Annotated in this window: 14 protein-coding genes; 4 read left to right on the forward strand and 10 right to left on the reverse strand. The window is 49.9% G+C overall.

Going from position 1 to position 14231, the window contains the following annotated elements; translation table 11 throughout:
* Positions 1 to 94: 94 nt before the first annotated feature.
* Positions 95 to 2086, forward strand: coding sequence for a TonB-dependent receptor domain-containing protein (locus tag B160_RS0125625; protein ID WP_157558225.1), 1992 nt, complete (start codon positions 95 to 97; stop codon positions 2084 to 2086).
* On the opposite strand, the gene B160_RS0125630 is transcribed toward B160_RS0125625, so the two are convergent.
* The 4 genes from B160_RS0125630 to B160_RS0125645 all read right to left on the reverse strand — a co-directional run bounded on the left by B160_RS0125630 (position 2083) and on the right by B160_RS0125645 (position 5414).
* Complete coding sequence (locus B160_RS0125630; protein WP_018630827.1) at positions 2083 to 2460, reverse strand: TM2 domain-containing protein; 378 nt, start codon at positions 2458 to 2460, stop codon at positions 2083 to 2085. The genes B160_RS0125625 and B160_RS0125630 overlap by 4 nt on opposite strands.
* Complete coding sequence (locus tag B160_RS0125635; RefSeq protein ID WP_018630828.1) at positions 2420 to 2746, reverse strand: DUF2752 domain-containing protein; 327 nt, start codon at positions 2744 to 2746, stop codon at positions 2420 to 2422. Before B160_RS0125635 ends, B160_RS0125630 begins: the two co-directional genes overlap by 41 nt.
* 455 nt (positions 2747 to 3201) lie before the next feature.
* Positions 3202 to 4473, reverse strand: a complete 1272-nt coding sequence (locus B160_RS0125640; protein WP_018630829.1) for an ABC transporter permease — start codon at positions 4471 to 4473, stop codon at positions 3202 to 3204.
* A gap of 5 nt (positions 4474 to 4478) precedes the next feature.
* Positions 4479 to 5414, reverse strand: coding sequence for an ABC transporter ATP-binding protein (locus B160_RS0125645; RefSeq protein ID WP_018630830.1), 936 nt, complete (start codon positions 5412 to 5414; stop codon positions 4479 to 4481).
* Between the two features lie 87 nt (positions 5415 to 5501).
* Here B160_RS0125645 and B160_RS0125650 point away from each other — a divergent pair, with 87 nt between their 5' ends.
* On the forward strand, positions 5502 to 6491 hold the full coding sequence (locus B160_RS0125650) for a zinc dependent phospholipase C family protein (RefSeq protein ID WP_018630831.1): 990 nt from the start codon (positions 5502 to 5504) through the stop codon (positions 6489 to 6491).
* A gap of 38 nt (positions 6492 to 6529) precedes the next feature.
* Here the strand turns inward: B160_RS0125650 and B160_RS0125655 are convergent, their stop codons facing one another.
* Complete coding sequence (locus B160_RS0125655; RefSeq protein WP_040680468.1) at positions 6530 to 8122, reverse strand: NAD(P)/FAD-dependent oxidoreductase; 1593 nt, start codon at positions 8120 to 8122, stop codon at positions 6530 to 6532.
* Positions 8123 to 8196: 74 nt separating this feature from the next.
* On the opposite strand from B160_RS0125655, the gene B160_RS0125660 reads away from it, so the two are divergent.
* On the forward strand, positions 8197 to 8715 hold the full coding sequence (locus B160_RS0125660) for a DUF1905 domain-containing protein (RefSeq protein ID WP_018630833.1): 519 nt from the start codon (positions 8197 to 8199) through the stop codon (positions 8713 to 8715).
* Positions 8716 to 8845: 130 nt separating this feature from the next.
* Positions 8846 to 10225, forward strand: a complete 1380-nt coding sequence (locus B160_RS0125665; protein WP_018630834.1) for a UDP-N-acetylmuramate--L-alanine ligase — start codon at positions 8846 to 8848, stop codon at positions 10223 to 10225.
* Here the strand turns inward: B160_RS0125665 and B160_RS0125670 are convergent.
* The 5 genes from B160_RS0125670 to B160_RS0125690 form a co-directional block, all read right to left on the reverse strand.
* Positions 10222 to 10683 (reverse strand): hypothetical protein, encoded by a 462-nt coding sequence (locus B160_RS0125670; protein WP_018630835.1) that lies wholly within the window; start codon positions 10681 to 10683, stop codon positions 10222 to 10224. The genes B160_RS0125665 and B160_RS0125670 overlap by 4 nt on opposite strands.
* Positions 10684 to 10832: 149 nt before the next feature.
* A complete protein-coding gene (locus B160_RS0125675; RefSeq protein ID WP_018630836.1) occupies positions 10833 to 11195 on the reverse strand; it encodes a hypothetical protein in 363 nt (120 codons plus the stop codon).
* Positions 11188 to 11763: an RNA polymerase sigma factor gene (locus B160_RS0125680; protein ID WP_245562284.1), complete on the reverse strand. Its 576-nt coding sequence runs from the start codon at positions 11761 to 11763 to the stop codon at positions 11188 to 11190. The genes B160_RS0125675 and B160_RS0125680 overlap by 8 nt, the downstream gene beginning before the upstream one ends.
* A gap of 311 nt (positions 11764 to 12074) precedes the next feature.
* Positions 12075 to 13103: a GlcNAc-transferase family protein gene (locus tag B160_RS0125685; RefSeq protein WP_018630838.1), complete on the reverse strand. Its 1029-nt coding sequence runs from the start codon at positions 13101 to 13103 to the stop codon at positions 12075 to 12077.
* A gap of 21 nt (positions 13104 to 13124) precedes the next feature.
* A complete protein-coding gene (locus B160_RS0125690; protein WP_018630839.1) occupies positions 13125 to 14213 on the reverse strand; it encodes a hypothetical protein in 1089 nt (362 codons plus the stop codon).
* Positions 14214 to 14231 lie beyond the last annotated feature (18 nt).

A 14231-nucleotide genomic window follows, 5' to 3' on the forward strand; every position in this document is an offset into this window, starting at 1 on the left:
CCTGCATATTGGTTTGCAGAATCTTTTTTGTTTGCCCGAAAAGTTGCATTTTTATAGCGTGAGGTATGTGATTCTTTTCTTTTTCCTTCTGAACATGCAGCGAACCACTGCACAGGAAAACGATTCCGTTAAAACGATAGCGCCCGTTACCGTCAGGGCTTTCCAGCAAAAGGCTGATCTGATAACGGCAGCAACCCGCCATGTGGAAATAGCTGCTCCGGGAAGCAAAACTTCGCTGGTTACAGCGCTTAATACGATCGCAGGGGTGCGTATGGAAGAACGTTCTCCCGGAAGTTATCGTATCAATATCCGGGGCAGTTCACTACGGTCGCCCTTTGGTGTAAGGAATGTAAAAGTATATTGGGGCGGCATTCCGCTTACGGACCCCGGCGGTAACACCTACTTTAACCAGCTGGCGTTTAACAATTTTAATTCAATCTCGGTTTTCAAAGGCCCAGCCTCCAGCATGTATGGCGCCGGTACGGGCGGACTGATCCTGGTAGAGTCACCCCGGGCAACAAAGAACGGTGTGGGGGTGGAATATTTTACAGGAAGCTACAATGCCCACCATATCCTGGCAGAAGGCAACTGGGCAAAAGATAACTACACCAATACCATTACCTATGCCCACGATGAGTCCGACGGGTACCGCGCGCAATCGGCTATGCGGCGTAATAATTTCAGCTGGAACACGCGGCTCAAATGGAACGATCAGGAGCTGATGGCCTCCGTTCTTTTTTCGGATCTGTATTACCAGACGCCGGGTGCTTTAACATTAAAGGAGTTTGAACAGGATCCGCGGGCGGCACGTCCCAAAGCCGGTGCTTTTCCGGGAGCGGAACAGATCAATGCGGCCATCTGGCAGAAAACGGTCACAGCCGGCGTAACACATAAACAAAAATTCGGATCTTACTGGAGCAATACCACAATGGGATATGGTTCCTATGCATTGGTTAAAAACAGCGCCGTGCGCAACTTTGAGCAGCGGAAGGAACCGCATTTTGGCGGACGTACGGTATTTGATTTTGAAAAAAAATGGGGAGAGACGAACCTTCAATGGAGTACAGGCGTGGAGGCCCAGCAGGGGTATTCCACCATCCATGTATCGGATAATAAAAATGGCCGGCCGGATACCCTGCAAACAGACGATGATGTAACCATTGGTACTTACAGCATTTTTACACAGGGCATTCTTTCCTGGAAAAGCTGGAGCTACACGGGCGGTGTAAGCCTGAACCGGAGCCGGCTGTTATTCTCCCGTCTCAACGAGTATCCGGTTACCGAACAGGTGTTCCGCTACAATAACGAAGTGGCGCCCCGGTTCACGGTGCTGAAACAATTCCGGCCGCTGGACCTGCTGGCAACCGTATCCCGGGGCTTTTCGCCGCCAACAGTGGCGGAAGTGCTGCCCTCCACCACCATTATCAATCCCGATCTGAAGGCGGAGCACGGATGGAACTACGAGCTTACGGCAAGAAAAAATCTCCTCGGCGGCCGGTTGCGCCTGGAGGCTACCGGTTTTTATTTTAACCTGAGCCAGGCCCTGGTACAGCGCAGGGATTCTTCAGGGGCCGATTATTTTACCAATGCAGGGAATATCCGGCAAAAAGGAGTGGAGCTGTACGCCAGTTATATCCATGCTTTTGGAGCAGGCCTGCTGGATTATGTGAACGTTACGTCCAACTATGCGTACAGCCATTTCAAGTACGGAGATTTTGTAAAAACAACGCAGGACTATTCCGGCAACCGGGTGCCCGGGGTGCCCATGAATACCTTTAACACGCAACTGGGCCTGGTATCGAAACCAGGCATCTATACCGATGTGAATTACTATACCGCCGCTTCTGTTTTTTTAAATGATGCCAATGCGGAGAAAGCGCCCGCCTATCACCTGCTGGGTGCAAAGCTGGGATACAAAAAGCAGATACGGACGGTATGGGTGAATATGTATGCGGGTGTTGATAACCTGTTTAATGAAACCTACAGCCTGGGTAATGATATCAATGCCGCCGGGGGCCGGTACTATAACGCGGCACCGCTGAGAAACTACTATGTGGGTGCCGCGATACGGTTACAAAAAAATTAGAATTGGTGGGGCTGCTTAAAGGCTGCGGCCACCAGTGCTGCTGATTCGTAGGCCTGCTTTGCATTGTAGCGGGTGGTGAGCGAATTGATATTGATGATGTCTACGATCGTTCCGATCAAACAAAGTCCGCCGGTAAGCAGGTAGATGATCCCCAGCGCAATGTCTCCGATGATGAGGCGATGGATCCCCGCAACGCCCACAAACCCCAGCAATGACAGCAGCAGCAGCTCCTGGCGGTTCTTTCTCCTGCGCTGGTAAAGCATCAGGAATTGTTGTTGCTGCGCTTCACTCATCTCCCTGGTGATGTTGAGGACCGTTACTAACTCATCGTATTCAATATCCGGTATGACCCGTAATACTTGTTCCTGGTTCATAATTATTGTTTTTGTTGGTTATGGGTAGCGATTTGATGAACTGCCAGATCAATACTGCGGTGGCCGGTATGCCGAGCATATGCTCCTGCCATGCCGCACGAAAATGGAGATGGAGAGTGTGATGGATCGAATGCCCGATACCACATCCCGGGCACCAGCTGATGCCGATGGCTTTGAACGGGCAGAGCGAAAAGGTACCTGTGGTATTCATAAAAAATAACAGGATAAGCGCCACACCCCAGGTGACTGCTTCCCCGTATTTTAACATCAATGATCGCAGGTTCATATAACAAATCTACTAAACTCCGGCACAGTTTAAAAAACCGATATCGGTAAGCGGGGGGCAAACGGCGGTTAATCGGTAAGATCATAGGTTAACGGGGAGGGATTTGAGAATTTGAAAATCTGGGAATGTGGATATGAGCACTTAACCAGCCAGAACAAACGGCTCTGTGAACATCCCGATGACTTCTATCAGGAAGGGGGATTGGGTATCGGGTAAGAAAACCGGATCCAACCTTACTGAAAACAAACACGGAGCAGTCAGCGTTCAGTAGACAGCAATCGGCGGTCCGTCTTCAGCAATCAATATCAGGTTTCAAGCGGTGTCCTGGTCTCCGCCCAGCAACCCCCAACAAGCATCTTCTGCTGTCTGTTCATCAACGTTAAATGAATTTCAACTTTAAACGTGAACAAAAGTGTATAACCTGATCTTTCAAGCTCCCTCTCGGGGGAATGAAGTTATTTCCGCATAGCCCAGCGTACCATTTCCTTCCAGGTAGGTTTTTTGCCATACATCAGGATGCCGGTGCGGTAGATCTTGCCGGCAAACCAGGCTACAAACAGGAACGAAGCCACCAGCAGGCCCATACTTAACGCCAGTTGCCAGTAGGGCACGGTGCCGGGCATACCGTAGGGGATTCTTGCCATCATCACCAGCGGAGAGGTAAAGGGGATCAGGCTACCCCATACCGCGATCGGGCTGCCGGGGTCTTTGGCGGCTACCATCATAATAAAGAAACCAAATACAATGATCAGGGTAACCGGGAAGCTCAATGATTGCGATTCGCGTACATCTTCACTAACCGTACTGCCTATAGCGGCATAAATGGAAGCGTAAAAAAAGAATCCCCCAAGAAAATAGAATGCAAAAAGGAAAAGGATTATGGGGATATTGATGCTGGAGAATATTTCCTGCACACCGCCAATAACACCGGATACAGCATTATTGCTGCCGATCCCTGCTTTTGTTACATTGTAAATAATAAAAACGAAAGCGATCCACAGGAGGAACTGGGTAAGCGCCACAAGGGCGATCCCGATTATTTTCCCTACCATTAACTGGAACGGTTTTACGGAGGAAACCATGATCTCCGCAATGCGGCTGGTCTTTTCTTCCATTACCCCCATCATTACCTGGGTGCCGTAGAGTAGTACAATGAAATAGATCAGCATGCCGCAGGCAAAGCCGGTGGCATAAGCCAGGCCGGCATCCGCCGTTTTATTAGCAGTATTCTCCGATTTTACCTTTAGCTGGCTCTGACTGAGCAGGTGCTGTTTGAGTGTGTCGATACCAAGATCCTCATATTTGATATCGCTCCAGATGGCGTTCAGTTTGGTCTGTACATCGGAAACGGTTCCCAGTGTTCTTTTGGACTTTACCACCAGGTGGTCCGGAGAATGAGAGACCATCGTAGCAGCAGGAATAATGAGATAACCGTCAAAACCCTTTTGGTCAAAGTGCTTGCTGAGCGTGGCGGGGTCTTCCTTTACCAGCGTGAGGGTGCTGTTGGGGAAATCCTTGTTGGCCTTGTCAATGCGTTGTTGGGTAAAGCTTCCGGAAGAATCCACGATCGCGATCTTCAGCTTTGTTCCGGCATTTTCAGACAGATAGGAGGTGCCGAAGATCAGCCCCAGGTATAAAAGGGGAAACAGCAGGGTGGTAACGATGAACGTTCTTTTGCGTACCCTGCTCAGGTATTCCCGTTGTATGATTAATGTGATCTTATTCATGTAAATCAGTCTTGAAGCGTTTGAAATCGGCGGGCCAGTGGTGTGCCTTCTACCTTGCGGATAAAGATATCGTTCAATGACGGAAGGATCTCATTGAAGGACTCAATGGCATCGCCCCTGTTTAAAAAATGAGCCAGCACCTGGTTGTTGTTGACATCCGGGTGTTTTTGTATCACCAGCGTATCCGCGGTGGTCTGCTTGACCTCAAACAGGTCCGGTGCTGTGTCCTGCGGAGGTGCTGCCGCAAAAGTGATCTTGTAAAGATGCTCCTTGAATGCCTGTTTTATTCCGTGTACGGTGCCATCCAGCAGTTTCTGTCCTTTATTCACCAGGATGATGTGATCACAGATCTCTTCTACCTGTTCCATGCGATGGGTGCTGAAGATGACCGTAGACCCGTTGCGGGCAAGGTTGAAGATCTCGTCTTTGATGAGGGTGCTGTTCACCGGGTCCAGCCCGCTAAAGGGCTCATCGAGGATGATCAGCCGTGGTTGGTGTAAGACGGTGATCACAAACTGCAACTTTTGCTGCATACCTTTGGAAAGGTCCTCCACTTTTTTATTCCACCAGGATTCCATTTCCAGCTTTTCGAACCAGGTTTTTAAACTTTCGATCGCATCCTTTTTTTTCAGTCCCTTTAACTGGGCCAGGTACAGGGCCTGCTCGCCGATCTTCATTTTCTTGTAAAGCCCTCTTTCCTCCGGCATATAACCGATCTTTCCGATATCGCTGACGGGATCAAACAGCTTTCCGTCCAGGGTGATGGTTCCGGCATCGGGATAAAAGATGCCGGTGATCATGCGGATCAGCGTTGTCTTTCCCGCGCCATTGGGTCCCAGCAACCCGAATATCTGGCCTTCTGAAATGGTGAAGCTGATGTCATCTACTGCCTTTTGCGTAGCAAAGTATTTTTTAAGATGAGCAACCTGCAGTAAGTCCATACAAATAATTTAATAGTGTAAATATAACAAACGCCACCGGTTTTGCTTTGCAGAATTTACTGCACCTTTGCAGCATTATTCTAAAATATGAAGCAAAACAATTGGATCGGAATGCTGTTGATGGTGCTGGTAACCAGCCTGAGCAGCTGGGGCTTTCTGGTACACCGCACCGTAAACCAGCTGGCCATTTACGGATTGCCGAAGAAAATGCAGCCCTTTTTTTACACCAATATAGATAGCCTGGTATTTAATGCACCGCGGCCGGATCAGCGAAGGAATGTAGATCCGGCCGAAGGCAATAAACATTTCCTGGACGGCGAATATTATGGCGAGCATGCTTTTGATAGCATCCCGCGCAGCTGGGACGCCGCCGTGGCAAAATACTCCGAAGACACGCTGAAAAAGTATGGCACCCTGCCGTATGTGATCGGGGAAACACAAAAAAAACTGACCGAAGCTTTTAAAAAGAGGGATGGGGACAGCATTATTTTTTATGCAACAGACCTGGGGCATTATATCGGGGACGCGCATGTGCCGCTGCATACTTCGCTGAATTATGACGGACAGCTGACCGGCCAGCGGGGGATGCACGACCTTTGGGAAACTTCTGTGCCGGAAGCGGAGCTGACGGCCTTCAACATCCGGAGCCGTCATAAGGCAAAATACCTGGGATCAGTAGAAACGGCTATCTGGGATATTCTGAAACATACGCATGCCTTGCTTCCGGCGATGTTTGCCGCAGAAAAGGAAGTATCCAAAAGTTTCCCGGACACTTCCCGCAAGTATCGCTGGGAGTTCCGCTGGGGAAAGAACCGCCGGTTTTATTCCAAAGAATTTGCCATTGCCTTTAACAAAGTACTGAAAGGTTCCATCAACGACCAGCTGATCCGGAGCAGTAATGCCCTGGCTGATTTCTGGTACACGGCCTGGGTGGATGCGGGCAAACCGGACCTGAACGGCCTGCTCCATAAGCCCTACCAACGCCACAGTTTCCGTAAGGAGCGCAAAGCTTACCGCAAAGATCAATTGATCAAAAAGGGATGGCTGATCAGTAATAATTTCCGGACGAGGGACTGATGCTGAGTGCTGATAGCTCAATGCTCATCTCTGACCGCTCAAATCCCTTCCAGCTGTAAACAGATCGCCCTCGCTACCCGTTCGCCGTCCATGGCTGCACTTACAATACCTCCCGCATAACCGGCGCCCTCCCCGCAGGGATAAAGATTCTTTACCTGGGGATGCTGCAATGTATTGCCGTCTCTCGGGATCCTTACCGGCGACGACGTTCGGGATTCGGTAGCTACGATCACCGCATCATTGGAATAGTAGCCTTTTATTTTATTGCCAAACAGCTTAAATGCCTGTTGCAGCGCCGTGGTTACAAAGGGGGGCAATACTTCGGGCAGCGGTGCCGCATGAATGCCCGGCAGATATGAACAATCCGGCAATGTTTGCGAGATCTTGCCGGTACAAAAATCGGCGATCCGCTGTGCCGGTGCCACCAGCTTTCCGCCGCCGGCCTCAAAAGCCCGTTGCTCCACCCATTGTTGAAAGTACAGCATCAATAAAGGGCTGTCCATTTTGCTCTTGTATTGTTTTTTGAATCCGGGAACGGCAGCTACATCCTGTTCGGTTACCTGTACCACAATGCCGGAATTGGCGTGCGGATTATTGCGCCTGGAGGGCGACCATCCGTTCACGACGATCTCGCCCGGGCCGGTGGCCGCCGGTGCAATGATCCCCCCGGGGCACATGCAAAAAGAAAAGACGCCATGCTGCTGCACCTGCTGTACCAGGCTGTACGATGCAGGAGGCAGCCATTCGCCACGGGGAGCGCATTTATATTGCGCCTGGTCGATCAGCGATTGCGGATGCTCTGCCCGCACACCTAATGCAAAGGGCTTGGCTTCGATCAGGATCTGTTTGGCATAAAGCAAATGAAAAATATCGCGTGCGGAATGTCCCGTGGCGAGGATCACGGATGTTGCCGCAAACGCATCCCCGTCGGCCGTTTTTATGGCTTTCAAAGTGCCGTCTTCAATGACCAGGTCGGTAACCTTTTTATTAAAATGCACCTCACCGCCACAGGCAAGGATCTGTTCCCGCATGGCGGTAATGATCTGGGGGAGCTTATTCGTGCCTATATGGGGATGTGCCTGGTATAGAATCTTTTCATCTGCCCCAAAGCGAACAAAAGTGTTGAGGATCTTTTGAATGTCGCCCCGCTTATTGCTGCGGGTATATAGTTTTCCGTCGCTATAAGTGCCCGCTCCACCCTCTCCGAAACAATAATTGCTTTCAGGATTCATGATGCCCTGTTTATTGATCGCTGCCAGGTCGCGCCGGCGTGCACGTACATCCTTTCCACGCTCCAGGATCACCGGTTTTATTCCTTTTTCAAGAAGCTGCAGAGCGGCGAAAAGCCCGGCCGGGCCGGCGCCAATGATCAGAATACGGCTGGCGGCCTGATGTGCGTTCCGGTATACTGCCTGCTGAATGGCCCGTCCTTTTGCCGGCTCGTCAATGTAAACCAGTAATTGCAGTTGTATAAAAGGCTGACGTCCGCGCGCGTCGATGGAGCTTTTTAAGATAGTAAAGCCGGAGATCCGGCCTGTGGCGATGGCGGTGGATGCTGCGATGGCCTGGTGGAGCAGCGGTGTATTTTCTGCTTCCTCCGGTTTTACACGAAGCGTAACGGTCTGTTGCATATGTCCGATTTTTATCCGGAAAATTTTGTACAAAGAAATGGAAATTTTACGGCAGATGCCGGAACTTTATCACTATGAAAAAGCCAACCACCATTTCATTAACCGGCCGGTTACAGAAGTTTGAAGAAAATGGCGAAAAAACCGGTTGGACGTATATCGAGATCCCGGCGGATCTGGCGCAGGAGTTGTTGCCGGGCAATAAAAAGATCTTTCAGGTGAAGGGCCGGATCGATGGTCACCAGATCGCCAGCGCTTCCCTGTTGCCCATGGGAGAAGGGAACTTTATCCTACCGGTGAATGCAACGATGCGGAAAGGTATCTGTAAAAAAGAAGGAGCCATGGTGGCGGTGCAGCTGCAATTGGATACGAAAGAGTACGAGCTCAATAAAGAGCTGATGGACTGCCTGGCAGAAGAGCCCGAAGCGCTTGCACATTTCCGCTCCCTGGTCCCATCGCGCCAGCGTTATTTCAGTAAGTGGGTGGACGCAGCCAAAACAGATGCCACAAAAATAACACGCATTACCCGGTGCATTTTTGGCCTGCAGCGTAAATGGGATTATGGACAAACGGTCCGGTTTTTCAAAGAGAAATGATCGAACCGGGTGGCCAGGGCCTGGGCACGGCGGGTTAATAAAAGTACGGCAATGGCAAATCTTTGCCTGTAACGTATTTTTTCATATCCGCTTTTTGTTAAAAGTGGAGCTTTACCGACATTTGCTTTCTATGGTAGCCAGCTTGGAAAAAATAAGAAAGCCGTTCTTCATCGGTATTGCAGGGGCGGGGATGAGCGCGATCGCGCAATATTTACAGGGTACGGGAATGGAGGTTTCCGGAAGCGACCGTTTTTTTAATGAGGGGAAGGCCGGGGATATAAAAGAGAAACTGGAGGCGGAAGGGATCCGGTGTTTTTTACAGGATGGAGAGGGAATCACGCCCGGTACGGATCTGGTAGTGGCTTCCACAGCTATTGAGGATACGGTTGTAGAGATCCGGAAAGCAAAAGAATTGCAGATCCCCATTATCCGCCGTTCGGAGCTGCTCGCGCTGATCGCTGCAAGCAAAAAGACCATCGCAGTAGGCGGTACCAGCGGGAAAAGCACCACCACGGGTATGTTGTTCGATATTCTTCAATCCGGGGGAAAACATCCTTCAGTGATCAGTGGGGCAGGATTGGTGAGCTTGATAAAAAAGGGAAAAATTGGAAATGCGTTTGTGGGCACGGGCGACTGGCTGATCATCGAAGCGGATGAAAGCGACGGTTCGATTGTGCAATACCACCCGGAGATCGGGCTGCTGTTGAATATTGAAAAGGATCATAAGGAGCTGGAAGAACTGATGCAGGTATTCGGGATCTTTAAGCAGAACAGCAACCGTTTTTGTGTGAACCGGTCAAATGTGCATTCGGAGAAATTATCCGCAGATCCGGCCAATGATTTTTGTGTGAGTGGTACCTGCCCCGGGGCCGGGTTCCAGGCATCCGATTTTGTTCAGAACGGGTTTCATATATCCTTTAAAATAAATGGCCATCCGTTTGACCTGAACCTGCTTGGCCGTCATAATATGGAAAATGCGGTAGCTGCGGCTACCGCAGCTGCGGCTGCGGGCGTTTCCCTTGAAGAGGCCGCCGCCGCATTGAAGGGCTATGAAGGCATTTACCGCCGCGCCCAGGTGCTGGGGCAAAAAAGAGATATTTGGGTCGTGGATGACTTTGCGCATAACCCGGTTAAATGTGCCGCCGCCATCCGGGCATGCCAGCCTGTTTCCGGTAAAGTGGTGGCCTGGTTTCAACCTCATGGTTATACGCCCACCAAATTTTTACGTAACGAGTTCGTGGAGGAAATAGGCAATGCATTACGATCCCAGGATGAGATCTGGATGAGCGAGATCTTTTATGCCGGCGGCACTACCACAAAGGATATTTCGGCCCAGGACCTGATCAATGACCTGAAAACCCGGGGCAAAAATGCTTTTTTTGTTGAAGACCGGAACCAACTGCTGGCAGCGGCAGGCAGCCATCTGCAGCCAGGCACTACTTTACTGCTGATGGGCGCAAGAGACCCATCCCTGGAGCAATTTGCCAAAAAGATTTATCGGGAGCTTTAAAGTGCAGCGCTGGCCGTAAGGATCTTGTAGTTGTTCGGCTGAAAAAGGTAAAAGCACATGACCATTAAAAGACTGTAATTGGTGGCATCACTGGGGTTCTCCCCCTCTACGGAGCAGACCGCTACCGGCTGCTGCTGGGCTTCGTCGATGATCTCAATGATCTTGTGGTCATCGTTTTTAAAATTCAGATAGAAGCGTTTGTCATCCACTTCGATGTATTGCTGCCGTCCTTCACGGGAAATTTTACCCAGTTCCGCGCCATATTCGTTCTGCAATACCCGCATATTCTTAAAGAGCCCCTTCTTTCTATAGTGAAACAGTCTTTTTTCTCCATCTCTTGACTCCAGATAAACCGAATCGGATTTCGGTTTATAGGCAAGGGTTAGCATTTTTTGACCATTGTACCACAATCCAAATCCGGTATTCCCAAGGCTGGATGTAATAGTCTTCCATTGCATAACAAAAAATTTATGTAGCAAAAATACGATGGACGAAGGCGGCCTGGATGCGAATTTTAGAAAATTAATGTAAACTTAATATTGTGTTCATTTTTTGCACATACAATGCACAATATAATAAAATGAAAGGATAGTCGGTTGATTATTAGTTAATTACCCATTCTTGAATGGAGGGCGAGGTAAACCAGTACGAGCAGGATCAGTAATATCAGGATCGAAAAATAGAGCCACCACTGGGGCCGCAGTTGACGCCTGGCCTGAGCAGTCCTTTTCTTTTGTGTTCGCTTTTTCAGGTCCTGGTTCAGTGCTTCGGCGATCAGCGAAAGGCGGTCCGGGTGCTCCACGTCCTGCAAGCCCTCCACCGCATCATTGAAAAAAGGGTCATCCAGCAGCTGTTGCTCCACTTCATGCTGCTCTTCTTTGCTCAACTGTTTTTTGAGGTATTGAAGCAGGGTTTCCTGGCTTATATTTTTATTTAAATGGGACAATATGTCTTTTAATTCTTCAGCCATTCTCTTTTTTTGCTTTTTTAAGCATTTTTTGGATCAGCAATTTCAGGTTCCTTTTTCCATTCTGAATATAGCTCTTTACCTGTAACAGGCTGTATCCTTCCGATGCGCTGATCTCCTGGTAACTCTTTTTTTTCAGGTAGAACAAAATTACTGATTGCCGCTGCTCCACGCTCAACGCATCCAGGGCATCTTTTAAGAGCTCGGGACTTATGGTTTCTTTTTCCGGCTCCTCCTCCGGTGCGGCGATCTGGCTGTCTTCCGTTAATGCTACAGGGATGTTCCGTTTTTTATCGCGTAACACGGTAAGGCAATGATTTTTTGCCACGGTGTACAGCCAGGACTTGAAATAATCGATCTTGTATTTATGTACTTCCTGGATCACTTTTAGAAAGATCTGCTGAACGGCGTCCTGGGCCTGTGTTTCGTCCTTCAGGTATTTCATGCATACCCCAAAAAGAAGGAGGGTGTACCGTTCCAGGAGGATCCCCAGCCAGGAGCGGTCCTGTTCCTTCAGATATCGCCGGAGTAGTTCCTGGTCACTTATATGGTCATGGCGGCCGTTATTCACGCAAATAAAGGTATTTAAACTATTGATAAGATGCAGCATCCGGCAGATTCCACAATAAAAATTCCGGGGTCCATGACGATCCTCCGTAAGGTGGGTCATCAGCACGGTGTTTTTGTACGGATGGCGCGTGGGGACAAGCTCCATGGCCAAGAAACACAGATCCTTTTTATATTACGACTGTGCTCCTGTCGCCATCTCAAACGGCAAAAAGTCTTCAGCATTTCAGTGTTTCAGCCCGTCATCGGGCGGATTCCGGGAGACATGAACCGGAGCCCTGCACATGGTTTTTTGGCGGGAGCGGATCGATGCTGCTATTTTTCTTCCTGCACAAAGGGCATCAATTGTTCTTTCCATGTTGCCCGGGGTAAAAATAAATGATAGAGTGAGGGCGGCGTTTCGTTCCGGGCCTGTTCTGTGATCATACGTTCTTTAAAATAAATACCGGCATATTGCTCGTAGTTCTGAAGCGTCCGTGTGCGACCCAGGCGGTATTGCGGCAGTATATAAGCCGGTATTTCCCCGTTTATTCCAAAAAGGGTTTTATTCCTTTTTTTTGCCACCAGGTCTTTTTGCCACCAGTCCTTGTCATCGTCCCACTGCTTTGTGCGGTTCTTCCGGGTATACTCGTGCCAGGCGATGACGCGGTTGGGATGAAAGAGATCATATCCATTTGTAAAAGCCCTTACGGTGATGTTGATCTCCTCACCCAAAAAATAATAGCGCGGGTCGTGCTGCACTTCTTCGCAAAATTTGCCGGTGGTAAAAGCAAAGTGTCCGGAATAGAACCGGGCAGGTATTGGTTTGTGTAAAGGAATGCCATCCGGTATCCTTGTGGGGCGAAAGGTAACAATCCCTTCTTCCGAGAACCCGCAGATACTCGTTTGCCAGAATTCATAAGAGCGCGACTCCGGATCGTTGTCCGGTTCATAAGAGGGTAGGTAAACAGAGATCAGCGGTTTGGGATAGCCCGACTGCTGCAGCTGCCGGTACATATCTTCCAGTATCAGATCCCAGTCCTGTACAAAGCGGTGGTGCGAGTCGAGTTGCAGGGTGTACGTTTCCCCATCATACTCCTGCTGTACCAGGTTCCTGGCCCAGCAAACACCTTTTGACAGATGAATGGGGATGTCCAGGACGCGGAACCGGGGATCGGCCTTATAGATGGCTCCAAAATCATCCCAGGAGTCTGCATCGGTATGCTGCCAGCATACGCCGATGCGCAGCCGGTCGGGGTTGCTGCAGGTACGGAGCAGGTCCGCTACAGTAACTTTCAGTTCCGGATCGCGGTAGGAGGCGATCTGTACGAAAATGAGGTCTTTTCCTCTTTGTATTGCTTGCATGTGCTTTGTTTTGGGGGCGGCTCAGGAGCCGGTTGTTTCGTTCCACCAGCTATGTGCCTGAGCGCCCGAATAGATGCCATAACCCCTGCCCTCGGGATCTTCCTGCAGCCCCAGGTAGGCTTTATAGAAATCGATGATGTCCGAAAAATCGATCATATAGGTTTCCCTGTTCCGCGGGATGATCATTACGGTTTCATTGGCGCGGATATTGCCGCGCGCCCGTTCATAGTCTGCATAGACGCCCAGATATGCGGCCCGGCAGCTGATCCCGTTGTCCAGCGCAAACCGGCCCGGATAGCAGCGCAGGATGCCCCGTTTTACAAATTGTTTTATATCCCGAAGGGATCTGCTGAAACTTCGCTCACCGGCAGCGGATGGAAAAAATTGCGGATCTGTAGGGTAATGGTCGTTGGCAAATGACTGGCTAACGGTTATGGGGAACAGCTGATCGTCTGTATGGCTGCCGGGTGCTTTGCTCCGGTAAGCGGCCGATCGCACCACCGTATAGAGGATGTTGTAATAGGCCCGCGGAAAAAGGCAGCCCCAAACCCAGCAGTACCCGTCTGAAGCAAACGCATTCCGGAAACCGGTCCACGCTGCTTCTTCCATATTTTGCGAAAAAAAATCTTTAGACCTTCCATCCTTATCCCAGGGGTCTCTCTGTAAGGAGTTGGCTCCGGAAGCGTTGTACTCCTGCCGTTGAAATGAATTCACCAGTATCGGCCCCTCAAACCAGCCATGTCCCAGGAGGCTGAGCTCCTTTACACTGCCAGGCTCATCGGCGCCGATGCGGGCGGTATAGGCATAACAATCTTCAATAGACAATATCCGGTTTTCTGAAGCAACAAACTGGTTGTTCCGGTAGTGTACACTGCGGCGTATGGCTTCATAAGGCGTTGCTTCAACAACCCAGCGGGAACGGTCGTCGCTTAAATTGCGTTCAATGGCGCCCGTTCTTGTGTTGATACGGATGAAGATGCATTGGACATCATTTTGCCAGCCGGGGTTTTGCTTCAGCAGGTAATTTTTTCTTTTATCGGCGATGTAGGCAAAATCCACACCGCTGTTTGCATAATCGTATCCGGCAACAAGTATGATATATTTTTTCATTTGCTGATCTTTTTCCTG

The sequence above is a fragment of the Niabella aurantiaca DSM 17617 genome (genome assembly GCF_000374125.1).
GTDB lineage: Bacteria > Bacteroidota > Bacteroidia > Chitinophagales > Chitinophagaceae > Niabella > Niabella aurantiaca.

Coding starts and splice junctions, on each gene's coding strand:
- B160_RS0125670 (WP_018630835.1), bottom strand. CDS start 10,683: ATGCAATGGAAGACTATTACATCCAGCCTTGGGAATACCGGATTTGGA.
- B160_RS0125630 (WP_018630827.1), bottom strand. CDS start 2,460: ATGAACCAGGAACAAGTATTACGGGTCATACCGGATATTGAATACGAT.
- B160_RS0125685 (WP_018630838.1), bottom strand. CDS start 13,103: ATGCAAGCAATACAAAGAGGAAAAGACCTCATTTTCGTACAGATCGCC.
- B160_RS0125650 (WP_018630831.1), top strand. CDS start 5,502: ATGAAGCAAAACAATTGGATCGGAATGCTGTTGATGGTGCTGGTAACC.
- B160_RS0125675 (WP_018630836.1), bottom strand. CDS start 11,195: ATGGCTGAAGAATTAAAAGACATATTGTCCCATTTAAATAAAAATATA.
- B160_RS0125655 (WP_040680468.1), bottom strand. CDS start 8,122: ATGCAACAGACCGTTACGCTTCGTGTAAAACCGGAGGAAGCAGAAAAT.
- B160_RS0125625 (WP_157558225.1), top strand. CDS start 95: ATGCAGCGAACCACTGCACAGGAAAACGATTCCGTTAAAACGATAGCG.
- B160_RS0125645 (WP_018630830.1), bottom strand. CDS start 5,414: ATGGACTTACTGCAGGTTGCTCATCTTAAAAAATACTTTGCTACGCAA.
- B160_RS0125660 (WP_018630833.1), top strand. CDS start 8,197: ATGAAAAAGCCAACCACCATTTCATTAACCGGCCGGTTACAGAAGTTT.
- B160_RS0125640 (WP_018630829.1), bottom strand. CDS start 4,473: ATGAATAAGATCACATTAATCATACAACGGGAATACCTGAGCAGGGTA.
- B160_RS0125690 (WP_018630839.1), bottom strand. CDS start 14,213: ATGAAAAAATATATCATACTTGTTGCCGGATACGATTATGCAAACAGC.
- B160_RS0125635 (WP_018630828.1), bottom strand. CDS start 2,746: ATGAACCTGCGATCATTGATGTTAAAATACGGGGAAGCAGTCACCTGG.
- B160_RS0125665 (WP_018630834.1), top strand. CDS start 8,846: ATGGTAGCCAGCTTGGAAAAAATAAGAAAGCCGTTCTTCATCGGTATT.